We start from the raw sequence: 25,207 nt of genomic DNA, 5'->3' as shown, positions 1-25,207 counted from the left end.
ACCGCGCGCGAAGGGGGCCGTCAGCTATTCATCACCGTGACGAAACGACCCGGTGTCATTCCTCATCGGAATCGAGTGTCCGTTTTGTCGCATCCGACGTCATCAGGGCTACGATCCGCTCCAGGTCGTCGACCGAGCCGAACTCGACGACGATCCGTCCCTTCCGGCGGCCGAGGTCGACCTTCACGCGGGTGTCGAACGTGTCGGAGAGACGGGTCGCCACCTCCTGCAGACCGGGGGCCTGCATCGCCTTGCGCGGTTGCGCCTTCGGCTTCGGCGGCGCCTCGGTCTTCTTGAGGGTCACCGCCTCCTCGGTCGCGCGCACGGAAAGCCCCTCGGCGACGATGCGCGTCGCCAGCTCCTCCTGCGCCTCGGCCTCTTCAAGCGAGAGCAGCGCACGCGCGTGCCCGGCGGAGAGCACGCCGGCGGCGACCCGGCGCTGCACGGGAAGGGGCAGCTTCAACAGCCGGATGGTGTTGGTGATGACCGGGCGGCTGCGGCCGATCCGACCGGCAAGCTCCTCGTGCGTCACCTCGAACTCGTCGAGCAGCTGCTGATATGCGGCGGCCTCTTCGAGCGGGTTCAGCTGGACGCGGTGGATGTTCTCCAGCAGCGCGTCACGCAGCATCGCCTCGTCGGCGGTCTGCCGCACGATGGCCGGGATCTTCTCCAGCTCCGCCTGCTGCGAAGCGCGGAGGCGGCGCTCGCCCATGACGAGCTCGTACTCGCCGTCCGCCAGCTCCCGGACCACGATGGGCTGCATGAGCCCGAACTCGCGGATCGAGTGCTCCAGCTCGGCGAGCGCTTCCTCGTCGAAGACCTGCCGCGGCTGCTTCGGGTTCGGCTTGACCGCACCGACCGGCACCTCGCGATAGACGGCGCCGGCCACCTCGCCACCGGCCGCCTGCCTCGCGTTGGCGGCGAACCAGTCCTTGTCACCGTTGCGCGAGGACGCCTCGAGCCGCACGTCCGGCTGCTCGCCGTTCGCCGGTCCGGTAGGGATCAGCGCGGCAAGGCCGCGGCCTAGTCCTCCTCTGCGCTCAGTCATAGTGTTCCGCTCCTCGATCCGTTGGTGCTGCCGCGTTCGGCGATCTCCTTCGCGGCGTCGACGTAGCTCATCGCGCCGCGCGAACCCGGGTCGTACGCCAGCACGGTCTGGCCGTAGCTCGGCGCCTCGGAGACCTTGACGTTGCGGGGGATGACCGTCTTGAGCACGACGTCGCCGAAATGGCCGCGAACCTCCGCCGTCACCTGGTCGGCGAGCTTGGTCCGGCCGTCGTACATCGTGAGCAGGATCGTCGACACCGCCAGCGTGGGGTTGAGGTGCTTCTGTACGAGGTCGATGTTGCTCAGCAGCTGCCCCAGACCTTCGAGCGCGTAGTACTCGCACTGGATCGGGATGAGGACTTCGCGCGCCGCGACCATCGCGTTCACCGTGAGCAGGCCGAGCGATGGCGGGCAGTCGATGAAGACGTAGTCGACGCCGACCTCGTCGATCGCCTCGGAAGACAGCGCTTCCTTGAGGCGCGACTCACGGTTCGTCATCTCGACGAGCTCGATCTCGGCGCCGGCGAGGTCGATCGTCGCGGGCACACACAGGAGGTTCGGCGACTGCTCGCTGACGGCGGTCGCGTCGGCGAGGGACACCTCACCGAGGAGCACCTCGTACACGGAAGGCGTGCCCGAGCGGTGGTCCACGTTGAGTGCGGTACTCGCGTTCCCCTGCGGGTCGAGGTCGATCACCAGCGTCTTGAGCCCGTGCACCGCGAGCGCGGCAGCGAGGTTGACGGCGCTGGTGGTCTTGCCGACGCCGCCCTTCTGGTTGGCCACCGTCATCACGCGACGGTGGTCGGGGCGGGGGAGCTTGTTGGATTCGGGATGCAGAACGCGCGCCGCGCGCTCGGCCTCTTCGGCGATCGGGGTCCAGTCTGTTGAAGGCGGGGTCACCGGCCGAGCCACCTCTCTGCTATCGATATTCCACCGCGCACGACGCACGGTTTCACGTGGAACATGGCCATCTTTTCATCCCGCCCGCTTCGACCGGCCATCGACAGCGTTTCGCCGCCGTTTCCCTCGCACCGGCGCCTGCGGGCGGATTCGTTCGACAATCACAACCGTGGTGGGGACCTCCACCAGACCGACCCCGCACTCGGCGACCGTGGGCGTCCCGCCTCCGGCTCGAGTCACGGCGGCCGCGTCGCGAGCGACTTCTTCCCGCGCACTGGCCCCCTTCACCGCAAGCATCATGCCACTCTCCCGCAGAAGCGGCAGGCACCAACCCGCCAATCGGGCGAGGGGAGCGACCGCACGAGCGGTGACTACGTCCGCCATGCCGACTTCCGCGCGCACGGTCTTCTCCTCGGCGCGTCCACGGATCACTCGGACATCGAGATCCAGCTCGTCGATCGCCTCGGTCAGCCACTCGACGCGACGCGCCATCGGCTCGACGAGAGTGATCTCGAGGTCCGGGCGCGCGATCGCCAGTGGGATCCCGGGAAGGCCGGCGCCGGAGCCCACGTCTACGACGCGCACTCCCTTGGGGATCCGCTCACCGATCACGGCCGAGTTGAGGAGGTGGCGTTCCCAGAGCCGCTCGACTTCGCGAGGACCGATCAGGCCTCGCTCTACACCGTGGCGCTCCAGGAGCTCTGCGAACTGTTCGGCTCGCGCCAGGTCCGTTCCGAACACCTCGGCCGCCGAGCCTTCAACGTCCGCCACCCGTCACCTCGTTTCACGTGAAACCTGCGTCGCGATCGATTGTCCCTGACCCGAACATCAAGAGTGGGAGGCGGATCCGTTTCACGTGAAACACGACATAAAAAAGCGGCCCACCGGAAACCGGTGGGCCGCTGTCAGTTCTGCGTCGTTAGTCCTCGTCGTCGAGCAGGACCACCACTCGGCGCTTCGGCTCCTCGCCTTCACTTTCGCTACGCGCACCCTTCACGGCGGCGACCGCGTCGTGCACGACCTTCCGCTCGAACGGGCTCATCGGCTGCAGTCGCACCTTCTCGCCCGACGACACGACCGACTCCGCGGTCGACCGGCCGAGCTCCCGCAGCTCCTCCCGGCGTGCCGCACGCCAGCCCGCAATGTCCAGCATCAGCCGGCTGCGGGTACCGGTCTCCTGCTGTACCGCGAGCCGGGTCAGCTCCTGCAGCGCCTCCAGCACCTGCCCACGTCCGCCGACCAGCTTCTCCAGATCGTCCCCACCGTCGATGCTGATCACCGCACGGCCGGCCTCGACGTCCAGGTCGATGTCGCCGTCATAGTCCAGTAGATCCAGCAAGCGTTCGAGGTAGTCCCCAGCGATGTCGCCTTCCTTCACCAGCAACTCGGCGCCGGTAGGACCGCTCTCCTCAACGTCGACCGTTTCCTCGGTCTCGATCGCCTCGACCGTCTCAGACATCATTCGTCTCCTCTCCCGGGGAAGCCGTCAGCGACGCTTCTGCCCCGAGCCTTTCTGTCCAGGGTTCTTGCCGCCGGCCGGTTTCTTGCGCTGCTGCGCCGACCCGCTCCTCGGGCGCTGCGGCTGCTGGGCGAACCGGTGTGGCGATCCGGCCTTCGAGTTGGGCTTGCCGCCGTTCGACGCGGCGCCGCTGTTTCCGTTGGCGGATTCGTTCGTCGTCGACTCAATCTCCGCGGCGGCCGGCTTGCTCTGCTGCACGGGCTTCTGGCCGGGCTTCGGCTTCTGACCGGCGACCGGCTTCGCACCGGGCTTCGGGGCGAGCGCGTCGCGCTTCTCCTTCGCCTCGGCCTTCTTCGCCGCCTCTTCCTTGTCGATCTTCGTGTAGACGAGCCGCTGCTGCATCAGCGTCCAGCCGTTGTTGGACAACCAATAGATCAGCAGGCCGATCGGGAAGAACGCACCGAACACCAGCACACCCAGCGGGAAGATCCACATCGTGAGCTTCTGCATGATCGCGGTCTGCGGGTTCGCCTCCGCGGCCGCCGCGCTCTGCCGTGCCGCCGAGTGGCGCGCGGTCAGGTGGGTCAGGATGCTCGCCAGGATCATCAGCGGGACGGCGACCGGAGCAACGTTCCAGTTCCAGCCCCCATCCGCGAGGCCACCGAGGGTCGCGGTGTGGTGGATGGCGTCACCGATCTTGACGCCGAACAGGTGGGCGTTGTTGTAGGAGTCGACGCCCGCCTTGTCGAAGAAGTAGTTGTTGACCTTCGGGCTGCCGTCCTTCGGCTGGATCGAGAACGCGCGCAGGACCCAGTTCAGACCGATGAACACCGGGATCTGCAGGACCATCGGCAAGCAGCTGCCGAGCGGGTTGACGCCATGCTCCCGCTGGAGCTTCTGCATCTCCTGCGCCTGGCGCTGCTTGTCGTTCGCGTACTTCTTCTGAACCTTCTTCAGTTCCGGCGCGAAGTCCTGCATCTTCTTCATCGACCGGACCTGGTTCACGAACGGCTTGAACATGATGCCGCGGACCGTGAACGTCAGGAACATGATCGCGAGGATCCAGGCGAACGCGTTGTTGTCCCCGAGTACGAAGCCGAAGACCTTGTGCCAACACCAGAGGATGAAGGACACGGGGTAGTAGATGAAGTTGAGCACTGAGCTACTCCTCGGTTGACAAATCAGGTCTGGTGTGACGCCAGGAGAACGTCTCGGGCACCGGGTCGCGACCGGGCATCGTCCATGGGCCGCACCGCAGCAGCCTGCGCACCGCGAGATACGACCCGCGGGCGGCGCCGAAGCGGGTCAGGGCCTCGACCGCGTACGTGCTGCAGCTCGGGTAGAAGCGGCAGCTCGGCGGGAGGAAGGGGGAGATGAATTTGCGATAGAAGCGAATCGGGAGCAGCAGGACCCGGGCGACCGGGCCCGGGTGTGTGGCTTCCTGGGTTCCGTCGCCGATCGCGGTCGTGTGCTCGTTCACACCGCAGGCCCATCGTTGTGTTGGTCCGGAAGGAGGCTCAGCCGCGCAAGTGCCGCGTCGAGGTCCGCGCCGAGTTGGGCGCTGGACGCGGTCGCAGCCGGCGGCAGTGCCCTAACCACCAACGTGGTGGCGGGCGGGACAGTTCCGAGCCGGGCGGCGACCAGATGTCGCAACCGCCTGCTCACCCGGTGCCGGATCACCGAGTTACCGACCGCCTTGCTTACCACAAAACCCGCCCGCGACGGTGCCGCGGACGGGTCTGGGGCCTGCAACACATGAACGACCAGGCGCCGCCGCCCCGCGCGGGCCCCGCGGCGCATCACTTCGCGGAAGTCCTCACTTCGCCGCAGGCGCGCGGCAGCGGGCAGCATGGGGTGCGCCTGGAAGTGGCGCGATCAGGCCGACAGCTTCTCGCGGCCCTTGCGACGACGGGCCGAAAGGATCGACCGGCCGGCACGAGTGCGCATGCGCAGCCGGAATCCGTGCGTCCGGGCGCGTCGGCGGTTGTTCGGCTGGAAAGTGCGCTTACCCTTGCTCACGACTCTGCTTCTCCTGGTCTCGACATACCGGCGGCGCGAGAGCCACCGTCAGGTCTGGTGTGTCCGCCCCCGGACTCGCGAACGTGGACACACAAAGGCGCCCGCGACAAGCGGGGTGACTTTACGAGGGTACGCACCGCCTGAGGTGAGCAGACAACCGGGCCCCCGTCAGCACGCATAAGAATCGATTGGCGACGCCGTGTAGAGCATGGAACCCTTCTGCGGCAGGCGTCTTGTCTGACAGCGCGAGGCTTGTTAGCGTGTCTCCTCTTGAGTCACCCGTTCGTGGGGCTCGGCGCCGCCGTCAAAAGGTGGAGAGGCTCAGGCAGGCGTAGGTTCGACCCGCAGGTGGAGTCGCTGTGGGTCGCCGTACATTAGTGCACAGTTGTGGACAACTCTGTGGATGGTCGCTGCGCGCGGCCACCTTCGTGGCCATGAACGCCGTTCGATGGGGTGGGCGGGCCACCGCACAGAGTGATTTCGTCTTGGGGTGGACGAGGGGAGGGGAGCGAAGTCGGTGTCCGAGCACCAGATGAACCTGGGCGTTGTCTGGGAGCAGGTCGTCCGCGAACTGTCGGACGGCACCCTCTCCCCGCAGCAGCGAGCGTGGATGCGCGTCACGCGCCCGATCGGTTTGCTCGACGGTACGGCGCTGCTCGCCGCGCCGAGTGACTTCGCGAAGGAAGCGATCGAGCGCGCGCTGCGCGAACCGATCACCCACGCGCTGTCCCGGCGGCTCGGCCGGCCGGTGTCGCTCGCGGTCAAGGTCGACAGCACCGAGGTCGCCCCGCCACAGCCGCACTACGCTCCGTCACCCGCGCGAGTGGAAAACGGAACCACGGAGGCTCCGCCGCGTCCGGCCGTGATGCCGCCGCTGGACGAAGGCATGCTCCCGCCGATCCGGCGCGGCCGGGTCGGGGCGAGCGTCGCCGAGCCGGCCAAGCCGATGCTCCCCGAAGACGACGGCGAAGAAGAAGTCGACGAGGAAGGCGAGGCGCTGGCCGCGGCGCACGAGATCTGGCCGATGTTCTCCGGACAACCGATCGCCGGGCAGCCCTACACCGCGCCCGCGCAACCACAGACTTCCAAGACGCGCCTGAACGAGAAGTACACCTTCGACACGTTCGTCATCGGCGCCTCCAACCGGTTCGCGCACGCGGCAGCCTTCGCCGTCGCGGAAGCGCCGTCCCGCGCGTACAACCCGTTGTTCATCTGGGGCGAGTCCGGGCTCGGCAAGACACATCTACTGCACGCGGTCGGGCACTACGCCCAGCGGCTGTTCCCCGGCATGCGCGTGCGCTACGTGTCGACCGAGGAATTCACCAACGACTTCATCAACTCGCTGCGCGACGACCGGAAGGTGGCGTTCCAGCGCCGCTACCGCGACATCGACATCCTGCTCGTCGACGACATCCAGTTCCTGGAAGGCAAGGAAGGAACCCAGGAGGAGTTCTTCCATACCTTCAACACGCTGCACAACGCGAACAAGCAGATCGTGGTCTCCTCCGACCGGCCGCCGAAGCGACTGGAAACACTGGAAGACCGGTTGCGCACGCGGTTCGAGTGGGGACTGATCACCGACATCCAGCCGCCGGAGCTCGAGACGCGAATCGCGATCCTGCGCAAGAAGGCCGCGCAGGACCGGCTCGCGGTGCCGGGTGAGGTACTGGAGTTCATCGCTTCCCGAGTGGAGGCGAACATCCGCGAACTGGAGGGCGCGCTCATCCGCGTCACCGCGTTCGCCTCCCTGAACCAGCAACCGGTCGACGTCGGTCTGGCGGAGATCGTGTTGCGCGATCTCATCCCGGATTCGCAGGCGCCGGAAATCAGCGCGCCGACGATCATGGCCACCACGGCCGAGTTCTTCGACGTGACGATCGACGACCTGTGCGGGCCCGGGAAGACCAAGGCGCTCGCCACCGCCCGGCAGATCGCCATGTATCTGTGCCGCGAGCTGACCGACATGTCGCTGCCGAAGATCGGGCAGACGTTCGGCGGCCGCGACCACACGACGGTCATGCACGCGGACAAGAAGATCCGCAAGGAAATGGCCGAGCGCCGGCGGATCTACGACCAGGTGCAGGAACTGACCTTCCGCATCAAGCAGCGCGCCCGCCAGTAGCGCTACTCCTCATTCCACTTCGGACAGTCGCGGCACATCGCGGCTGTCCTTATTTCTTTTCCGGGGACTCCCTGCCGCACCGGGAAACACCGGGTCAGTCCAACTAGGACAGTGCGCCGCGTCATGCCGCGCTTCTGCCTGCGTCCCAACGGTATCCGGGCGGGCACCGGTTGTGATCCCAATAACGACAAGGCATCGAAAGACGAAGGTGGTCGCTCACTGGGGTGAAGTCGCGGCCGCCGCGACCGGCCGCGGTGGATGGGTACAACTCGGCCCACAGCTGGGGAAGATCATGTGGACAACTGTGGATGGCTGTGGACGGATTGTGAGGCGCGCGAACTTGTCCACGGATCGCCGAAACCGTCCACAGCCGCCCACCCCCAGATGTCCACACCCCGCCACGCCGCCGGACCTGCGACGACACGAGCTGTCCACACAACCCACAGCCCCTATTACTGTTACTGCCCTTGTTCTTCTCAAGAAGATCTTCTAAAGCAAAAACAGGCGGCTGTGGAGTTGGGGACAAGCGGCGAGATCCGGACGACTCGTCGACATGTCGATGGCCTGCCCCGAATGACGGCGGGCCGGGTCACGTTCTAACGTGGGTATCCACACCGGAGCCCGCAGGTCGTTGGTGACATCGGCGCCGGGCTTCACCACACAGCGAGATCCCTGGTCAACGCGCTGCGCACCGCGCGTCCGGGGCTGCTTGACGACCTTCTCGAGCCCAAGGGGTGGCTCGGCTGTCGAAAGGATGGGCGCATGAAGATCCGCGTCGAGCGAGATGGGCTGGCTGACGCCGTCGCTTGGGTGGCCCGCAGCCTGCCGTCGAGGCCGCCCGTTCCGGTGCTGGGTGGTGTCCTGCTCGACGCCGGCTCCGACGGCACGACCGACGCCCTCACCGTGTCCGGCTTCGACTACGAGGTCTCGGCCACGGTCGGCGTCCCGGCCACGATCGCCGACGGCGGACGGCTGCTGGTGTCCGGGCGGCTACTCGCCGACATCACCAAGGCGCTGCCCGCCCAGCCGGTCGAGATCTTCGTCGACGGCGCCCGCGCGTCGATCACTTGTGGCAACGCCCGGTTCTCGCTGCCGACCATGCCGGTCGAGGACTACCCGGCGCTGCCGGCCCAGCCCGCGCTCGCCGGTGAGGTCGCGGGCGAGGCGTTCGGCCAGGCGGTGACCCAGGTCGCCGTCGCCGCCGGCAAGGACGACACGCTCCCGATGCTGACCGGCATGCGGCTGGAGATCTCGGGCAGCTCGCTCACCCTCGTCGCCACCGACCGGTTCCGGCTCGCGATGCGCGAGTTCACCTGGGAGCCGGCCGACGGGCTCGACGACGCGGCCGTCCTCGTGCCGGCGCGCACGCTCGCCGAAGCGGCCAAGTCGCTCGGCACGAGCGGCGCGAAGGTCTCGATCAGTCTCGCCAGCGGCGAGGGCCTGCTCGGCCTCGCCGGTTCCGGCCGCTACACCACCACCCGGCTGCTCGACGCGGAGTTCCCGCCGTACCGCCAGTTGCTGCCCGCGCAGCACACGTCCCGCGCGGTGATCGACGTCGCGCCGCTGTCCGAGGCGATCAAGCGCGTGTCGCTCGTCGCCGAGCGCGGCACCCAGGTCCGGTTGGAGTTCGCGGACGGGACGCTCCGGCTGTCCGCGGGCGGCGACGACGAAGGCAGCGCCGAGGAAGAGCTGCCGGTGGACTACGAAGGCGATCCCGTGACGATCGCGTTCAACCCGGGCTACCTCGTCGACGGTCTCGGCGCCCTGCACGCCGACCGCGCGGAACTCACGTTCACCACCCCGAACCGGCCGGCGTTGATCAAGCCGGCGGACGAGCAGGGCCAGGTCGTTCCTGGTTACCTCTACTTGTTGATGCCGGTCCGCCTGCCGGGCTGACCGGAAACACGCGACACAAGGGGATTTTCGATGGTGCAGCTGGGTCTCGTCGGCCTCGGCAAGATGGGCTTCAACATGCGCGAGCGGTTGCGGACCGCCGGGCACGAGGTGGTCGGCTACGACCGCAACGAAGCCGTGAGCGATTCCTCTTCACTGGCGGACATGGTCTCGAAGCTCGAGGCGCCGCGGATCGTGTGGATCATGGTGCCGGCCGGCGGCCCGACCCGGGACACCGTGGCGGAGCTCGGCGAGCTGCTGTCCGAGGGCGATCTCGTGATCGACGGCGGCAACTCGAAGTTCACCGACGACAAGCGCAACGCCGAAACGCTCGCCGCGAAGAAGATCGGTTACCTCGACTGCGGGGTGTCCGGTGGCGTGTGGGGCAAGGACAACGGCTACGGCCTGATGGTCGGTGGCGCGGAAGAAGATGTCGCACGCGCGATGCCGATCTTCGACACGCTCCGTCCGGAAGGTCCGCGCGAGGACGGTTTTTCGCACGCGGGCCTGGTCGGCGCCGGCCACTACGCGAAGATGATCCACAACGGCATCGAGTACGGGATCATGCAGGCTTACGCCGAAGGCTTCGAGCTGATGGAAGCCGCGCATGTGATCAAGGACGTGCCCGCCGTGATCAAGGGCTGGCAGCGCGGCACCGTCGTCCGGTCCTGGTTGCTCGAGCTGCTGGTCCGCGCACTGGACGAGGACCCGGAGTTGGACGATCTCGAGGGCTACGTCGAGGATTCGGGCGAGGGCCGGTGGACGCTGGAAGAGGCGATCAACAACGCCGTGCCCGCGCCGGTGATCTCGGCCGCGCTGTTCGCCCGGTTCTCCTCACGGCAGAAGGATTCCGCGGCGATGCGCGCGGTTGCCGCGCTGCGCAACCAGTTCGGCGGGCACGCCGTCAAGAAGGTCGGTCAGTAGGCGAATCTTGTACCTCCGTCATCTTCAGGTCACCGACTTCCGTTCATGGGAGCACGCGGACCTGCCGTTGATGCCGGGGCCGACCGTGCTGGTCGGCCCGAACGGCCGGGGCAAGACCAACCTGCTGGAGGCGATCGGCTATCTGGCGACGCTCGGTTCGCACCGGGTCGCCACCGACGCGCCGCTCGTCCGGCACGGGTGCGAGCGTGCGCTGGTCCGGGCGGCCGTGGTCAACGACGATCGCGAGCTGACCATCGAACTCGAAATCACGCCGGGCAAGGCGAACCGCGCACGGGTCAACCGCGGCGCGGTCGGCAAGCCGCGGGACATCCTCGGGATTCTGCGCACAGTGTTGTTCGCGCCCGAGGATCTGGCGTTGGTGCGCGGAGATCCGGGTGAGCGCAGGCGATTCCTCGACGAGTTGCTGGTGTTGCGCGCGCCGCGGTGGGCGGGTGTGCGCTCGGACTACGAACGTGTGCTGCGCCAACGGAACGCGTTGCTGAAGACGGCCGGCAAGAGAAAGGGCGCGCGCGAAGATCCTTACGCGCTCTCGACTCTCGAAGTGTGGGACAACCATCTCGCGACGGTCGGCGCGCAACTGCTCGCGGGACGGCTCGATCTCGTCGCGGATCTCGCGCCGCATACTTCGGCCGCCTACATGGGAGTCGCGCCGGACTCGCAGCCGGCGACCATCTCGTACCGGTCGAGCCTCGGCGACGAACTTCCCGACGGATACGGAAAATCCGATGGGGAACGCGCCGATCCCGACAAGCTGGCGGATATCCTCGTGCGAGCACTGGGCGAAACGCGGCAGGCCGAGCTCGAACGGGGAGTGAGCCTGGTCGGCCCGCATCGCGACGAGCTGGAGTTGGTGCTCGGCGATGCGCCCGCGAAGGGGTATGCGAGTCATGGCGAGTCGTGGTCGTTCGCGCTCTCGTTGCGGCTCGGCTCCTACGAGCTGTTGCGCAGTGAGAACGGGGAACCGGTGCTGCTGCTGGACGACGTGTTCGCCGAGCTGGACCGGCGTCGCCGGGCGCGGCTCGCGGAGGTGGCGGCCGCAGCCGAACAGGTGTTGATCACCGCCGCGGTGGATGAGGACGTGCCCGAAGAGCTATCGGGCACCCGTTTCGCGGTCTCGAATGGGGAGGTCAGGAGTGCCTGAGGACGGCTCTGCACGCTCGGCCCGAGCACCACGAGTGACCGGGGCCACACAATTTACCCACCGATCTGGGGACAACTCTGTGGATAGTGTGGATAACACGGTGAACGCGTCATCGCCGCGGGTGATCAAGCGGCCAAATGAGTCAGATGCCGGGACACGAGCAGGGGGTCCCTCGGCCGGCCAGACTCCATCCAGCACACAGAGTGACACGACAACTGGGCCAAACGGGTCGGGCCGCGATCTGGCGCGGCAAGCTCTGGCCGCCGCCCGCGCGAAGGCCGAGGCGCGGGGTGTGGAGCCCGGCGTCCGAAAGCGTACGGCAGGGCAGTTCGGCCAGAACCCCCGGCGCCGGCGCTGGTCCGGCGCGGGAGCCGACGCGCGTGATCCGCAACCGCTAGGCCGCCTGATGTCGCGGCTCGCCACGGATCGCGGCTGGTCACAGCGTCTTGCCGATGGCCAGGTCTTCGGCCAGTGGGCCCGGCTGGTCGGGGAAGAGGTCGCGGAACACGCCCAGCCGGTCGCGCTGAAGGACGGCGAGCTCACCGTCCGTGCCAGCTCGACGGCTTGGGCCACCCAGCTGCGCCTGCTGCAGGGCCAGCTGCTCACCAAGATCGCCGCCGCCGTCGGGCACGGCGTGGTCAAGCGCATGCGCATCCACGGACCCACCGCGCCGAGCTGGCGCAAGGGCGCGCGGCATGTTCCCGGCCGAGGGCCCCGCGACACTTACGGCTGAGATCTGAACGCGCCGAGATGCACCGGCATGACGCAGAGCCACCCCGGCACTCATCCGGGTTCGAGTTCGTCGCTCTGTGAGGAAATCAGGGGTGTCCTTGCCGCACCTGAGCGCACGTGGCCAAGTAGAATGTACAAGGGAGCGGGGTCCCCTAGGTGAGACTGAGGAGAAAGCAGGCCTGTGGCAGCCAAGCAGAATGACTACAACGCGTCCTCCATCACCGTGCTCGAGGGACTCGAAGCCGTCCGGAAACGTCCCGGTATGTACATCGGCTCGACCGGTGAGCGCGGTCTCCACCATCTTATCCAAGAAGTCGTGGACAACTCCGTCGACGAGGCGATGGCCGGATTCGCGGACCGGGTCGACGTGACCCTGCTGGCCGACGGCGGTGTGCGCGTCGCGGACAACGGCCGTGGCATCCCCGTCGAGGAACACCCCGTACACAAGAAGTCCACCCTGGAGATCGTGCACACCGTGCTGCACGCCGGTGGCAAGTTCGACAGTGAGAGCTACGCCGTGTCGGGCGGTCTGCACGGCGTCGGCGTCTCGGTGGTGAACGCGCTGTCCACCGCACTCGACGTGGAGGTCCGCCGGGACGGCACGACCTGGCGGCAGCACTACGACCACTCCGAGCCGGGCGAGCTGATCGAGGTCGGTCCCGCCGACGGCACCGGCACGACGACCACGTTCTGGGCCGACCCGGACATCTTCGAGACCACGACGTACAACGCCGAGACGGTCGCGCGCCGCCTGCAGGAGATGGCCTTCCTGAACAAGGGCCTCTACATCAGCCTGCGCGACGAGCGCGTCTCCGAGGCGGACGCCGAAACCGACGTCGACGGCCAGCAGGCCCGCGTCAAGGAACGGGTCTTCCACTACCCGGGCGGGCTCGTCGATTTCGTCAAGCACATCAACGGCAGCAAGGATCCGATCCACCCGAGCGTCATCTCGTTCGACGCCAAAGGCGACGGCCTCGAGGTCGAGGTCGCGATGCAGTGGAACAACTCCTACACGCCGTCGGTGCACACGTTCGCGAACACGATCAACACGCACGAGGGCGGTACGCACGAAGAAGGCTTCCGCGCCGCGGTGACCCGCGTAGTCAACGCGTACGCGCGCGACAAGAAGCTGTTGAAGGAGAAGGACGAGAACCTCTCCGGTGAGGACGTGCGCGAGGGTCTCGCCGCGATCGTGTCGATCAAGCTGGCCGAGCCGCAGTTCGAGGGCCAGACCAAGACCAAGCTGGGCAACAGCGAGGCGAAGTCGTTCGTACAGACCAAAACGAACGAATGGCTGGCCGACTGGTTCGAGCGCAACCCCACCGAGGCCAAGACGATCATCAACAAGTCGGTCGCCAGCGCGCAGGCGCGGATGGCCGCGCGGCGCGCGCGGGATCTGGTGCGCCGCAAGGGTGCGCTGGAGATCGGCGGCCTGCCGGGCAAGCTGAAGGACTGCCAGTCCACGGACCCGGAAGAGTGCGAGCTCTACATCGTCGAGGGTGACTCCGCCGGCGGTTCCGCCAAGGAAGGCCGCGAGTCGCGGTTCCAGGCGATCCTGCCGATCCGCGGCAAGATCATCAACGTGGAGAAGGCCCGGATCGACCGGGTGCTCAAGAACACCGAGGTGCAGTCGCTCATCACCGCGCTGGGCACCGGCATCCACGACGAGTTCGACCTGTCGAAGCTGCGCTACCACAAGATCGTGCTGATGGCCGACGCCGATGTGGACGGTCAGCACATCCGCACCTTGTTGCTGACGCTGCTGTTCCGGTTCATGCCGCAGCTCATCGAGCACGGTCACGTGTACCTCGCGCAGCCACCGCTGTACAAGATCAAGTGGCCGCGGGCGGAACCGGAGTACGCCTACTCCGACAAGGAACGCGACGGTCTGATCGCCGCCGGTGCCGAGGCGGGTCGCCGCCTGCCGAAGGACGACGCGATCCAGCGCTACAAGGGTCTCGGTGAGATGAACGCCGAAGAGCTGTGGGAAACGACGATGGACCCGGCGCACCGGCTGCTGTTGCAGGTGACGCTGGACGACGCCGCCGCGGCCGACGAGCTGTTCACCGTGCTGATGGGTGAGGACGTGGAGGCGCGCCGCTCGTTCATCACCCGCAATGCCAAGGACGTTCGTTTCCTCGACGTCTGACCCGCAGCCTCCACTTAGGACTGTCCAGTTGAGAAGGACCTCATGACGGAAACCTTGCCGCCGGATCACGACCGCACCGAGCCGGTCGACATCCAGCAGGAGATGCAGCGCTCGTACATCGACTACGCGATGAGCGTGATCGTGTCGCGGGCGCTGCCGGACGTGCGCGATGGCCTCAAGCCCGTGCACCGCCGCGTGTTGTACTCCATGTACGACTCGGGTTTCCGGCCGGAGCGCGGATACAACAAGTGCTCGCGTGTCGTCGGCGACGTCATGGGCAACTACCACCCGCACGGTGACTCGGCGATCTACGACGCGCTGGTCCGGCTCGCGCAGCCGTGGTCGTTGCGCTACCCGCTCATCGACGGCCAGGGCAACTTCGGTTCGCCGGGTAACGACCCCGCGGCGGCCATGCGGTACACCGAGTGCCGGCTCGGCCCGCTCGCGATGGAGATGCTCCGCGAGATCGAAGAAGACACCGTCGACTTCTCCGACAACTACGACGGCCGTACCCAGGAACCGGACGTCCTGCCGGCCCGGATCCCGAACCTGCTGGTCAACGGCACGTCGGGGATCGCGGTCGGGATGGCGACCAACATCCCGCCGCACAACCTGCGGGAGGTCGCCGAGGGTGTCATCTGGGCGCTGGACAATCCGGAGGCGAGCGACGAGGAGCTGCTCGCCGCGCTGCTCATGCGCATCAAGGGCCCGGACTTCCCGACGAAGGGCCTGATCCTGGGCACGTCCGGGATCGAGGAGGCCTACCGCACCGGCCGCGGTTCGGTGCGGATGCGCGCGGTCGTCGAGGTCGACGAGGACGTCAAGGGCCGCACGGTCCTGATCGCCACCGAGCTGCCGTACCAGGTCAACCCGGACAACCTGGTGGAGAACATCGCCGCGCTCGTGCGCGACGGCAAGCTCACCGGGATCGCCGACATCGCCGATGAGTCCAACAGCCGCCGCGGGATGCGGATCGTGATCACGCTCAAGCGGGACGCGGTCGCGAAGGTCGTGCTGAACAACCTCTACAAGCACACCCAGCTGCAGTACAACTTCGGCGTCAACATGCTGGCACTGGTCGACCAGGTGCCGCGGACGCTGCGGCTCGACCAGGTGGTCAGCCATTACGTCAACCACCAGATCGAAGTGATCATCCGGCGCACCCGGTTCCGGTTGCGCAAGAAGGAAGAACGCGCCCACATCCTGCGTGGTCTGGTCAAGGCACTGGACATGCTGGACGAGGTGATCGCGCTGATCCGCCGGTCGCCGACCGTCGACGTGGCGCGCACCGGCCTGATCGAGCTGCTGGAGATCGACGAGATCCAGGCGACCGCGATCCTGGACATGCAGCTGCGCCGGCTCGCCGCACTGGAACGCCAGAAGATCATCGACGAGCTCGCCGAGATCGAGATCGAGATCGCCGATCTGAAGGACATCCTGGAGAAGCCCGAGCGGCAGCGGCTGATCATCAAGGAAGAGCTGACCGAGATCGTCGACAAGTACGGCGACGAGCGGCGCACCCAGATCATCCCGTTCGACGGCGACGTGTCGGTCGAGGACCTGATCGCAGTCGAGGACGTGGTGGTCACCATCACGCGCACCGGTTACGCGAAGCGCACGAAGACCGACCTGTACCGCTCGCAGAAACGCGGCGGCAAGGGTGTGCAGGGCGCACAGCTCAAGCAGGACGACATCGTGCAGCACTTCTTCGTGTGCTCCACGCACGACTGGATCCTGTTCTTCACCAACAAAGGCCGGGTGTACCGGGCAAAGGCGTACGAACTGCCCGAGGCGAACCGCGCGGCGCGCGGCCAGCACGTCGCGAACCTGCTGGCGTTCCAGCCGGACGAGGAGATCGCCCAGGTCATCGAGATCCCGAACTACGAGGTGGCGCCGTACCTGGTGCTCGCCACCCGCAAGGGTTTGGTCAAGAAGACCAAACTGAGCGACTTCGACTCGAACCGCTCGGGCGGTCTCATCGCGGTCAACCTGCGCGAAGGTGACGAACTGGTCGGTGCCGTGCTCGCCGGCCCCGACGACGACCTGCTGCTGGTCTCCGCGGAAGGGCAGTCGATCCGGTTCCACGACACCGACGAGGCGCTGCGGCCCATGGGCCGCGCCACCTCCGGCGTGCTCGGCATGCGCTTCAACGACGGCGACGAACTGCTCGCGCTGAACGTCGTCAAGCCGGACAAGTTCCTGCTGGTCGCGACCGACGGCGGGTACGCGAAGCGGACGCCGATCGAGGACTACCCGGTGCAGGGCCGCGGCGGCAAGGGTGTGCTGACCATCCAGCATGACCGCAAACGTGGCAGGCTGGTGGGCGCGCTCATCGTCGACGAAGACGACGAGCTGTACGCCATCACCTCCAACGGCGGCGTCATCCGCACTGCGGCCGAGCAGGTCCGCAAGACCGGTCGGCAGACGAAGGGTGTGCGGCTGATCAACCTCGGGGAGGGCACTACTCTCCTCGCGGTGGCACGCAACGCCGACGAGCCCTCAGACGTCGGTAATGGTGAAGGCAACGGAGACGAGACCGGAGCACAGGCCGACCAGCCTGAAGCGTAAGGATTTATTGAGTGACTTCGCCCGAAAACTCGGAATCACCCACGGCCGCTGGTGACAAGGCGACGCCGCCCTGGCAGCGGCTGAGCAAGGACCACGGCAACGGTACGGCCGAAGGCCCGACACAGTGGCTTCCGAGCAGCCAGTCCGGGGAAAGTGTGCTTCACTCGGAAAAAGCCGGGACCGATCAGACGACGATCGTCACCGGCAGCGCGGCGGCCGGGCTGTTCGGCGGCTCGGCCGAGACGCGTGAAGACGCACTAGCTGGGCTGAGGGGGCAGGAGAACGTGAGCGTGCCGGGCGCCGCGACCAAGGGCCGCGGAACGCCGAGCGCGCTCCGCCGCCCCGGCCGCGGCCCCCGGCGGGCGAGCCTGCAGGTCAAACGGTTCGACCCGTGGTCGGTGCTGAAGCTGTCCCTGGTGCTCGGCGTCGCACTGTTCTTCGTGTGGCTGGTCGCCGTCGGCGTGCTGTACACCGTGCTCGACGGCATGGGCGTGTGGGACAAGCTGAACGGCACCTACTCGTCCCTGGTCTCCGGCGACGGCGGCAACTCCCCGGCCGCACCACTCATCAGCGCCGGTCGCGTGTTCGGCATCGCCGCCATCCTCGGCGCGATCAACATCGTGCTGCTGTCGGCACTCGCCACCGTGAGCGCGTTCATCTACAACGTGTCCGCCGACCTCGCCGGCGGCCTCGAAGTCACCCTGTCTGAACGGGAGTAGAAGGCATCCTGTAGTCTTTTCCTCGTTCCGGGGCCCATAGCTCAGGCGGTTAGAGCGCTTCGCTGATAACGAAGAGGTCGGAGGTTCAAGTCCTCCTGGGCCCACCTGTTCGGTGTTTTTGACACCTTCCCCGTGTCCTTATCTCTCCCGGGGGGCGACCCCCCGGACCCCCGCGGTGCTTGCTCCTCACCCTTGGCGAGCGCTGGGCGCGTGTGTGGGGACCAGCATTTGTGTGGTTGTTTGGGTGCGGGGGGTCATGATCGGGTGATTTCACTTACTTGAATGGGCGTTGTTTTTTCGGTGTTGGTTAGTGTCGTTTTGGCATTGGCTAACGATGGGAGAGCGACGGGATGTTCGGCCGGCTTCGTCGGGATGGGCGGCAGGGGGAGCCGGTAAGTTTTGATGCCGGTGCCGGGTTGGTGAGTGCGCGAGTACGCGACGAGAACGGCCGGCCGTTGGCCGGCGCCGAGATGGCGTTGCGGCACAGGCGGACACAGCGGGTGACGCACGCGACCGCGGATGACTTCGGTCTGGTGGTGAGTACCGCCGCATCAGGTATGTATGCCGTGTCGATCAGTGCGGGCGGGTACCGCGAGTCCGAGCACAACGTCGAAGTCGTGAGCGGTGACCACACCGCACTGGGCGAGTTGATGCTGCAGCCCGACACCGGTTTGCGGTTGCCCGCGCCTGGCGAATGGGTGCTCGACCAGGACCACACGTCGATCCGGTTCGTGGCGCGGCACATCGGGTTGTCGCGCGTGCACGGCCGGTTCACGAGTTTCCGCGGCACCATCAACGTCGGTCACCGGATCGAGGACTCATCCGTCGAGGTGGTCATCGACGCCGCCAGCATCGAGACGGCGGCACCGCAGCGTGACGAGCACCTGCGCTCCGCGGATTTCCTCGACGTCGAGCATTACCCGCGGCTGCATTTCTTCAGCAACCGCATCCAGCACGCCGCCGGCGACCGCTGGTTCCTCGACGGCACCCTGAACCTGCGCGGCGCAAGCCGCGGCGTCCGCCTCGATGCCGGTTACCTCGGCCTGCGCACCTGGAACGGCGACCGCCTCGGCGCCCGCGCCACCACCGAACTGCACCGCGAGGACTTCACCATCAACTGGCAGCAAACCCTCGCCAAGGGACTCGTCGTGGTCGGCTCGACGGTCGAAATCCAACTGGACATCCAGGCGATCCGCGCCTGACCTCACTCAACGAGGGCGACGACACACGCGACGTTGTCCGCGCCACCGCTGCGGTTCGCGCGGTCGACGAGTTCGCGTACCGCGTCCGCGGGATCGGCGATTGTGGTCATAACGTCGCGCAGAACGTCGAAAGTGATGGCGGTGTAAAGGCCGTCGGAACAGAGCAGATACCGGTCGCCTGGCCCGGCGTCACGCAACTCGTGCACACCGGTGATACTCGGATTTACCTGTTGCGCGACGGAAAGCAGAACCAGATCACCCAGGACCACACGCTGGGCAGTCGATGATCGACGACGGCCGGCTCACTCCGGTGGAAGCCGTGTCGCATCCGCAGCGCGCTTTGTTGGTCAAAGCCCCACGCGGCGACAAAACCGCACGGCCGTGCCGGCGTTGTCGACGGCGTCGGACAGCGCATTGAGCAGTTCGCCCGCCGGGATGGTCGTGTCCAGCGGTGTGAGTGCGTCGATCGCGACCGAGCTGGCCGATCGCGCTTCGGACGTGGCGCCGAACCCGTCGGCGACGGCGAGCAAATGCGGACCCGCGTACGCGACGTCCTGGTTCGACTCGCGGACGAGACCGCGGTCGGCGCGAACGGCGTAGCGGATGGTCAGTGACGACATGGGTTCTTCCTTTCTCGACAATTGTTCGATGAGGAAGGAAGCCAGCTTCGCCCGGGACCGGACGTCCGCCTCGACTTCGCGCCAGTACGCGGCGATTTCCGTTGCGGCGCCGGCATTTTCGAGGCCGCATACGACCTTGATCCGCGCGAGTGGCATGCCGATCCGCCGGAGCCAGGCAACCAGCCGGGCCCGTTCGAGCTGTGCCGGCGAATAGAAGCGATAGCCGGAAACGGGATCGACGGACACCGGTCGCAGCAACCCGAGTTCGTCGTAAAGCCGCAACGCCTTCGGTGACAGCCGCGCGGCCCGCGCGAAGGCGCCGATGGTCAGCAATCCCATATCCACCCTCCTCATACCGACACCGTGCGGCTTGCCCCGCGGTCAAGGTCAAGCTTGGTTCCACGTGGAACGGGGTGTCAGCCTGGCCGGTGGCGTCCGGTAGCATTTTGAAGTCAGCCGAAACGTGGAAAAGGGGCCTCAGGTGAAGAAGCTGTTGGCGCTCGCGGTCGTCGCGGGTGGTGTGCTGTTCGTCATCAAGCGCAGCAAGAACGCCAAGGCCGGAGGCGATGTGTGGCGCGATGTCACCGTCCCCACCGATCGGCCGTTCGGCGCCGTTTCCACGAACGGCACCAGCCCGGCGCACGCCGCCGGCGCGGGCCAGAACAACTGAACTCACGCGGGTCCGCCCGCGTCCCGGGGCTGTAGCTCAATTGGTAGAGCACCGCCTTTGCAAGGCGGGGGTCAGGGGTTCGATTCCCCTCAGCTCCACACCTAAAGGGACATGACAAAGGCCAGGTCAGAGGGGTTTCCTCCAGACCTGGCCTTTGTTGTGTCAGGCCGCCGTGTTGCCAGCCGTGCCCCCTGCGTGCCCCTCGCCCGTCGCTGGGCACGTTTCCGGGCTTTGCCCTGCGGCCGTCGTCGTCGAGCGTGGTGTTTCACTCATCGCATCAGCGATCATGCGCGCTGGTACCTCAGCGCAGCCCGGGCGGTCGAGTGGCCATATGCGCCATCAGCTCCCGCGTCGCCGCCCCACCCTCTGCGGCCAGTTACCCTGGTGTGACACCAAATCCCCACACTAGTTTCCTGTCACAGAGTCACCAGGCTGGAACAGGCCGGGGATTGGCAGCCCGGCAGGAGAACTGCCCCTCCTGCTCCAGCCTGCTTGTGCCCGTCGCCGGGGGAGTAAACGGGAAACCACGGGGAATTGCGGGCGACACAACCCGCTGACCGGGCGCGCGGCGTGCGCTGGTCAGCGTCAGCGCAGGATCGCGTTCGCACCTTTACAAGGCGGAGGTCAGGGGTTCGATTCCGCATACGGCAGCCTTTTGCGTTGCCGGGCGGCCGTTAGCTGAACTGTTGAAGGCCGATTGTCGCGAGCAGGTCGAGTTGCCCAGCGGCTTCGCTACCGGGTGCGGCGGTGTAGACGATCAGGCGCAGATCGCTGTCGCGGACCGTCAGGAAATCGCAGTCGAGGGTGATGGGCCCGATTTCCGGGTGCAGGAACGTCCTGTTGCTCGGCGCGGGCTGAGGAGGCACGCGTTGCTCCCACAGTTTCGCGAATTCGGGACTGACCGTCTGCAGTTCCGCGATGAGTTCGCGGAGCAGGGTGTCCTTCGGGTAACGCACCCACGCTTCCCGCAGGTCGGCGACCACTTCCAAGTGCAGGAGACGCTCCTCCTCGTCGGTGCGCAGGTACCGGGTGGGCGCGTGGGTGAACGTCGTCCACGCCAGGTTCTGTTCCCGCGGCGGCAGGGCTGAGGTGTCCCCGGTCAAGGCGTAGGCGAGCGCGTTGGAGGTGACGCACTGCCAGGACGCGTCGACGACCGTGACAGGGGTGTCGGTGAGGCGGTCCAGGATGCGCTGCACGCTGGGTGTGATGTGGCGCTTGATCTGCCCGGACAGCGGCTCGGCCTGATCCGCGAGCCGGAAAAGATGTGCGCGCTCCTGGTCGGACAGTCGCAGGACGCGGGCCAGTGACATCAGCACGGACGCCGAGGGATGTCCGGCGCGCCCCTGTTCCAGCCGGGCGAGGTACTCGACCGACAGTCCCGCGAGCTGCGCAACCTCCTGCCGGCGCAGGCCGAGCACCCGCCGCCGGCCGCCCTCGGGCAGGCCCGCTTCACCAGGTGAGACTCGGTCGCGCCAGGTGCGCAGACTGCAGGCGAGTTCCCGGGAGTTCAAGGCCACGTTTCCAGTGGTACCACGAGGTCAGGGCCAGAGGGTCGCCCTGCCAGTACGAGGCTGGACAGGTCCATTTTGCTTCGGCCGGCGCGGGGTGAGACTCGAGGCATGGAGAAATCGACAGAAAAGACCATGACTGCCGACGAGCTGCGCGACTTCTACCTGCGGTACGTGGAGCTGGCGAACAAGCGTGACTTCGACCGGATGCACGAGTTCGCGCACGACGAGGTCATCATGAACGGCACCCCGGTCGCCCGGGACGACATGGTGGCCGAGTTCCGCCGGCACACCGACGCCGTCCCGGACCTGTCGTGGGAAATCCAGGAGCTCCTCGTCGACGGTGGTCATGTCGCGGCCCGCCTCGTGGACACCGGAACACCGGTGCGGGAGTGGAACGGCCTGGCCCCCACCGGAGCCACCGTCTCCTTCGCCGAGACCGCGTTCTACGAAATCCAGGACGGCCGATTCAAGCACATGTGGTACATGATGGACGTCGACTCGCTGCGCGCGCAGCTCACCGAGTAGCTGTCGAGTTACGGTCTTCCTGTTCGTCATTCTCTCCGACCGACATGTTGCGGATGAGTGGAGGACCCGTGCAGTACATGCTGCTGATCTACAACTGCGTCCGGCCCGAACCGGGTGATCCCGGTTTCGCCGAGGCGCTGACCAGGGTGAACGCGTTCGCCGACGAGTGCCGGCGGCGCGGGGCGTTCGTGTCGGGGCATCCGCTGCAGGCCGAGCACACCGCCACGACCGTCAGCGTCCGGGACGGCCGGACGCTGGTCACCGACGGCCCGTTCGCCGAAACCCACGAGCACCTCGGTGGCGCCTACGTCCTCGACTGCCGCAACCTGGACGAGGCCCTCGAGCTCGCCGCGCTGTGTCCGATGGCCGAGGTGGGCTCGATCGAGGTGCGGCCGATCGCCGGGGTGCCGGGCTTGGACCACCGTCCGGCCGACCTGGCGGCCACTGGCGAATGAGCCCGGCGCCCGTCCTGCAGCAGGTCTACCGCGAGCACCGGGCCCGGATGCTCGCGGCCCTGATCCGCGTCCTCGGCGATTTCGAGCTCGCCGAGGACGCGCTGCAGGACGCGTGCGCGCTCGCACTGCGCAATTGGACCGGCCGGGTGCCGGACGATCCGGTCGCCTGGCTGCTGACCGCGGCCCGCAACAGCGCGATCGACCGGCTGCGGCGGAACCGGCTCGGTCAGGAGAAGCTCGCCCAGCTCGGCGGGCAGCCCGAGGCGGTGACGACGATGACGGACATCGGCGAGGACAGCCTGCTCGGCATGGGTGACGAGCGGCTGAGCCTGATCTTCACCTGCTGCCATCCCGCCCTGGCCGAGGACGCGCGGGTCGCGCTGACCCTGCAGGCGGTGGCCGGCCTGACCGCGGGCCAGATCGCCCGGATGTTCCTGGTCAGCGAGCCGACGCTGGCACAGCGCCTGGTGCGCGCGAAACGGAAGATCCGCGACGCCGGCATCACGTTGGAGGTGCCCGCCGACCGCCTGCTGCCGGAGCGGCTTTCCGGCGTGCTCGCAGTGCTGTACCTGATCTTCACCCAGGGCTACACCGCCGCCCATGACCAGCCCGAACACCGCACGTTGCGCCGGGAAGCGATCAGGCTCGCCAAGCTGGTCGCCACCCTCATGCCCGACGAGCCGGAGGCGTTCGGCCTGGTCGCGTTGTTGCTGCTGCACGATTCGCGCAGCGCCGCCCGCTACGACGCTTCCGGCGACGTGGTGTTGCTGGACCATCAGGACCGTTCCCGCTGGGATCACGCCGAGATCGCCGAAGCCGTCGGATTGCTCGACCGGGCGTTGCGCCTCGGCCGGCCAGGCCCGTACCAGCTGCAGGCCGGGATCGCCGCGCTGCACGCCCAAGCCGCGTCGGTCCACGACACCGACTGGCCGAGCATCGCCGCCCTTTATGCCCAACTGCTGGAGGTGGCGCCGTCACCGGTGGTCGCGTTGAACCACGCTGTCGCCGTGGCGGAGGCCACCACCCCGGACGACGGTCTCGCGCTGATCGACCGGATCACCGGGCTCGACCGCTACCACCTGTTGCACGCGGCTCGCGCGGATCTGCTGCGCCGGCTCGGCCGCGTCGGGGAGGCAGCAACGGCGTACCGGCGCGCACACGAGCTCGCCACCAACCCGGCCGACCGGCGTTTCCTCGCCGGCCGGCTGCATGACCTCGACGTACAGGAGTCCCGATGAGACTGTCCATTCTCGAGCACGGACATCGCCGCCGCGCCAAGATGTTCCTCGCCCTCACATCGGGTATGTCGCGTGTGGACAGTCCCGACATCGTGAAGATGCTGCTCTACCGGCCGGGTTTCCTAACTCGCCCCCTCCTGGAACTCACCGCCGCGGCGATGCGCGGGCCGTCGTACTGGACCGCCGGGGAACGCGAGTACCTCGCGATGTCCACCGCGCGGCTGCACCAGTGCCCGTTCTGCATCGACTCGCACAGGGAGCTGACCCGGATCGCCGGCCATGGTGAAGTCGACCCGGAGAATCCCGCCTCGGCACGGCCGGAATTGCGCGCCGTCAGCGGGTTTCTCGAGACGGTCACGTTGACGCCGGATCACGTCGACACGAGCGGCGTCGCCGACCTGCCCGAGCATGCGCTGGTCGAAGCGTTGCAGGTCAACCTGGTGTGGAACATCGTGAACCGGCTGGCCAACGCGTTCGGTTTCGTTCTGCGCGAAGGACAGTTGGAGAGCGGCACCCGCGCACTGCACCGCTTCGGCTACCGGTTCCCCGGATTCCTGCTCGCCGAAGGCAAGACCACCGACCACGGCGATGTCGTGGCGAACATTCGCCACGCCGTGGTGGACGACTCGCCCCTGCGCGCCGCGATTGTCGACGGCAGTCCGGTTTCCGAGCCGTGGCAGTCCTATGTCACGAGTGTCCGCGACACCTCGTACAAGATCACCGACGCCGACATCGCGCGGCTCACCGCTGCCGGGCATACCGAGGACGAGATCTACGAAGTCACCGTCGCGGCGGCGGTCGGCGCGGCGCTGGACAGCTTCGACGCCGGCCGTTCCGCGCTGGCGCGAAAAACCGCCGGCTGAACGTGTCGAGAACGGTGGTGGCTGTTCGTCCTCTGGTGCGTCAACCGACGAATCACCGAAGGGACCGAACATGCCTGGAGACATCAGCTGGGTCGAGCTGCCCGCCGCCGACACCACCAAAGCCCGCACCTTCTACGGCGGCTTGTTCGGCTGGAGCACCAGCGAGTTCGGCGGCGACTACCACGTGATCGACAACGGTCCCACCGGCGCGATCGCGCCCCGCGAGGAGGACTTCACCCACCCTCGCGTCTATTTCGCCACCGAGGACGTCGACGCGTCGGTCAAACGCGTCCACGAACTCGGCGGCCGCAGCGAGGACGTGCAAACCGTCCCCGGCGTCGGCCGGATCGCGCACTGCCACGACGACCAGGGGACTCCGTTCAGCCTTTTCGAACCGGCCCAGGAGACCTGACGAAATCCGTGTGGGAG

General features: G+C 67.2%; 26 protein-coding genes and 2 tRNA genes. 17 read left to right on the top strand and 11 right to left on the bottom strand.

The window, feature by feature from the left end:
* Window positions 1-55: 55 nt before the first annotated feature.
* The 8 genes from LOZ83_RS11020 to rpmH form a co-directional block, all read right to left on the bottom strand.
* On the bottom strand, window positions 56-1,048 hold the full coding sequence (locus tag LOZ83_RS11020) for a ParB/RepB/Spo0J family partition protein (protein ID WP_236790331.1): 993 nt from the start codon (window positions 1,046-1,048) through the stop codon (window positions 56-58).
* The gene (locus tag LOZ83_RS11015) at window positions 1,045-1,947 is read right to left on the bottom strand and encodes a ParA family protein (protein ID WP_308190204.1); all 903 of its coding nucleotides are present in this window, start codon (window positions 1,945-1,947) and stop codon (window positions 1,045-1,047) included. The genes LOZ83_RS11020 and LOZ83_RS11015 overlap by 4 nt, the downstream gene beginning before the upstream one ends.
* A gap of 75 nt (window positions 1,948-2,022) precedes the next feature.
* Window positions 2,023-2,718: a 16S rRNA (guanine(527)-N(7))-methyltransferase RsmG gene (gene rsmG, locus LOZ83_RS11010; protein ID WP_236790330.1), complete on the bottom strand. Its 696-nt coding sequence runs from the start codon at window positions 2,716-2,718 to the stop codon at window positions 2,023-2,025.
* Window positions 2,719-2,866: 148 nt separating this feature from the next.
* Window positions 2,867-3,406, bottom strand: a complete 540-nt coding sequence (locus tag LOZ83_RS11005; RefSeq protein WP_236790329.1) for a R3H domain-containing nucleic acid-binding protein — start codon at window positions 3,404-3,406, stop codon at window positions 2,867-2,869.
* Window positions 3,407-3,433: 27 nt separating this feature from the next.
* Window positions 3,434-4,564 (bottom strand): membrane protein insertase YidC, encoded by a 1,131-nt coding sequence (gene yidC, locus LOZ83_RS11000; RefSeq protein ID WP_236790328.1) that lies wholly within the window; start codon window positions 4,562-4,564, stop codon window positions 3,434-3,436.
* Window positions 4,565-4,568: 4 nt separating this feature from the next.
* Complete coding sequence (gene yidD, locus LOZ83_RS10995; protein WP_236790327.1) at window positions 4,569-4,886, bottom strand: membrane protein insertion efficiency factor YidD; 318 nt, start codon at window positions 4,884-4,886, stop codon at window positions 4,569-4,571.
* The gene (gene rnpA / locus LOZ83_RS10990) at window positions 4,883-5,257 is read right to left on the bottom strand and encodes a ribonuclease P protein component (RefSeq protein ID WP_236790326.1); all 375 of its coding nucleotides are present in this window, start codon (window positions 5,255-5,257) and stop codon (window positions 4,883-4,885) included. The genes yidD and rnpA overlap by 4 nt, the downstream gene beginning before the upstream one ends.
* A gap of 24 nt (window positions 5,258-5,281) precedes the next feature.
* Window positions 5,282-5,425, bottom strand: coding sequence for a 50S ribosomal protein L34 (gene rpmH / locus LOZ83_RS10985; protein ID WP_236790324.1), 144 nt, complete (start codon window positions 5,423-5,425; stop codon window positions 5,282-5,284).
* Between the two features lie 517 nt (window positions 5,426-5,942).
* Here rpmH and dnaA point away from each other — a divergent pair.
* From dnaA to LOZ83_RS10935, 10 genes are all read left to right on the top strand, one after another.
* Window positions 5,943-7,547 carry a chromosomal replication initiator protein DnaA gene (dnaA, locus tag LOZ83_RS10980; RefSeq protein WP_236790323.1) on the top strand — a complete coding sequence of 535 codons (1,605 nt, stop codon included), beginning with the start codon at window positions 5,943-5,945 and terminating at the stop codon, window positions 7,545-7,547.
* A gap of 762 nt (window positions 7,548-8,309) precedes the next feature.
* Entirely contained in the window at window positions 8,310-9,443 is a 1,134-nt protein-coding gene (dnaN, locus tag LOZ83_RS10975) for a DNA polymerase III subunit beta (RefSeq protein ID WP_236790322.1), read from the top strand.
* Between the two features lie 30 nt (window positions 9,444-9,473).
* Window positions 9,474-10,364, top strand: coding sequence for a phosphogluconate dehydrogenase (NAD(+)-dependent, decarboxylating) (gene gnd, locus LOZ83_RS10970; RefSeq protein WP_236790321.1), 891 nt, complete (start codon window positions 9,474-9,476; stop codon window positions 10,362-10,364).
* Between the two features lie 7 nt (window positions 10,365-10,371).
* Window positions 10,372-11,526 carry a DNA replication/repair protein RecF gene (gene recF / locus LOZ83_RS10965; protein WP_236790320.1) on the top strand — a complete coding sequence of 385 codons (1,155 nt, stop codon included), beginning with the start codon at window positions 10,372-10,374 and terminating at the stop codon, window positions 11,524-11,526.
* A gap of 241 nt (window positions 11,527-11,767) precedes the next feature.
* Window positions 11,768-12,259 carry a DciA family protein gene (locus LOZ83_RS10960; RefSeq protein ID WP_236790764.1) on the top strand — a complete coding sequence of 164 codons (492 nt, stop codon included), beginning with the start codon at window positions 11,768-11,770 and terminating at the stop codon, window positions 12,257-12,259.
* A gap of 180 nt (window positions 12,260-12,439) precedes the next feature.
* The gene (gene gyrB, locus LOZ83_RS10955; protein WP_236790319.1) at window positions 12,440-14,407 is read left to right on the top strand and encodes a DNA topoisomerase (ATP-hydrolyzing) subunit B; all 1,968 of its coding nucleotides are present in this window, start codon (window positions 12,440-12,442) and stop codon (window positions 14,405-14,407) included.
* Between the two features lie 42 nt (window positions 14,408-14,449).
* The gene (gyrA, locus tag LOZ83_RS10950; protein ID WP_236790318.1) at window positions 14,450-16,975 is read left to right on the top strand and encodes a DNA gyrase subunit A; all 2,526 of its coding nucleotides are present in this window, start codon (window positions 14,450-14,452) and stop codon (window positions 16,973-16,975) included.
* Window positions 16,976-16,986: 11 nt separating this feature from the next.
* Window positions 16,987-17,694, top strand: a complete 708-nt coding sequence (locus LOZ83_RS10945; RefSeq protein ID WP_236790317.1) for a DUF3566 domain-containing protein — start codon at window positions 16,987-16,989, stop codon at window positions 17,692-17,694.
* Between the two features lie 30 nt (window positions 17,695-17,724).
* A tRNA-Ile gene (locus tag LOZ83_RS10940) sits at window positions 17,725-17,798 on the top strand.
* A gap of 315 nt (window positions 17,799-18,113) precedes the next feature.
* Window positions 18,114-18,896 (top strand): YceI family protein, encoded by a 783-nt coding sequence (locus LOZ83_RS10935; protein WP_236790316.1) that lies wholly within the window; start codon window positions 18,114-18,116, stop codon window positions 18,894-18,896.
* Window positions 18,897-18,898: 2 nt separating this feature from the next.
* Here LOZ83_RS10935 and LOZ83_RS10930 read toward each other — a convergent pair whose 3' ends face one another.
* Entirely contained in the window at window positions 18,899-19,102 is a 204-nt protein-coding gene (locus LOZ83_RS10930; protein WP_236790315.1) for a PP2C family serine/threonine-protein phosphatase, read from the bottom strand.
* 141 nt (window positions 19,103-19,243) lie between these two features.
* Window positions 19,244-19,855, bottom strand: coding sequence for a helix-turn-helix domain-containing protein (locus LOZ83_RS10925; RefSeq protein ID WP_236790314.1), 612 nt, complete (start codon window positions 19,853-19,855; stop codon window positions 19,244-19,246).
* A 142-nt stretch (window positions 19,856-19,997) separates the two neighbouring features.
* Here LOZ83_RS10925 and LOZ83_RS10920 point away from each other — a divergent pair, with 142 nt between their 5' ends.
* Both LOZ83_RS10920 and LOZ83_RS10915 read left to right on the top strand, forming a co-directional pair.
* A complete protein-coding gene (locus LOZ83_RS10920; protein ID WP_236790313.1) occupies window positions 19,998-20,186 on the top strand; it encodes a DLW-39 family protein in 189 nt (62 codons plus the stop codon).
* A 25-nt stretch (window positions 20,187-20,211) separates the two neighbouring features.
* Window positions 20,212-20,284 (top strand) — tRNA-Ala (locus LOZ83_RS10915).
* 576 nt (window positions 20,285-20,860) lie between these two features.
* Here LOZ83_RS10915 and LOZ83_RS10910 read toward each other — a convergent pair.
* Window positions 20,861-21,703 carry a helix-turn-helix transcriptional regulator gene (locus LOZ83_RS10910; protein ID WP_236790312.1) on the bottom strand — a complete coding sequence of 281 codons (843 nt, stop codon included), beginning with the start codon at window positions 21,701-21,703 and terminating at the stop codon, window positions 20,861-20,863.
* Between the two features lie 102 nt (window positions 21,704-21,805).
* Between LOZ83_RS10910 and LOZ83_RS10905 the strand changes: the two genes are divergently transcribed.
* The 5 genes from LOZ83_RS10905 (at window position 21,806) to LOZ83_RS10885 (ending at window position 25,190) form a co-directional block, all read left to right on the top strand.
* Window positions 21,806-22,222, top strand: coding sequence for an ester cyclase (locus LOZ83_RS10905; protein ID WP_236790311.1), 417 nt, complete (start codon window positions 21,806-21,808; stop codon window positions 22,220-22,222).
* 68 nt (window positions 22,223-22,290) lie between these two features.
* A complete protein-coding gene (locus LOZ83_RS10900) occupies window positions 22,291-22,677 on the top strand; it encodes a YciI family protein (protein WP_236790310.1) in 387 nt (128 codons plus the stop codon).
* The gene (locus LOZ83_RS10895; protein WP_236790309.1) at window positions 22,674-23,915 is read left to right on the top strand and encodes an RNA polymerase sigma factor; all 1,242 of its coding nucleotides are present in this window, start codon (window positions 22,674-22,676) and stop codon (window positions 23,913-23,915) included. Before LOZ83_RS10900 ends, LOZ83_RS10895 begins: the two co-directional genes overlap by 4 nt.
* Window positions 23,912-24,778 carry a carboxymuconolactone decarboxylase family protein gene (locus LOZ83_RS10890; RefSeq protein ID WP_236790307.1) on the top strand — a complete coding sequence of 289 codons (867 nt, stop codon included), beginning with the start codon at window positions 23,912-23,914 and terminating at the stop codon, window positions 24,776-24,778. The genes LOZ83_RS10895 and LOZ83_RS10890 overlap by 4 nt, the downstream gene beginning before the upstream one ends.
* A gap of 70 nt (window positions 24,779-24,848) precedes the next feature.
* Entirely contained in the window at window positions 24,849-25,190 is a 342-nt protein-coding gene (locus LOZ83_RS10885) for a VOC family protein (protein WP_236790306.1), read from the top strand.
* Window positions 25,191-25,207: the final 17 nt, after the last annotated feature.

Origin of the sequence: Amycolatopsis sp. GM8, from assembly GCF_021653975.1 — a bacterium.
In the GTDB taxonomy this organism is placed as follows: Bacteria; Actinomycetota; Actinomycetes; order Mycobacteriales; family Pseudonocardiaceae; genus Amycolatopsis_E.
This window is presented reverse-complemented; position numbering and strand designations above follow the sequence as displayed.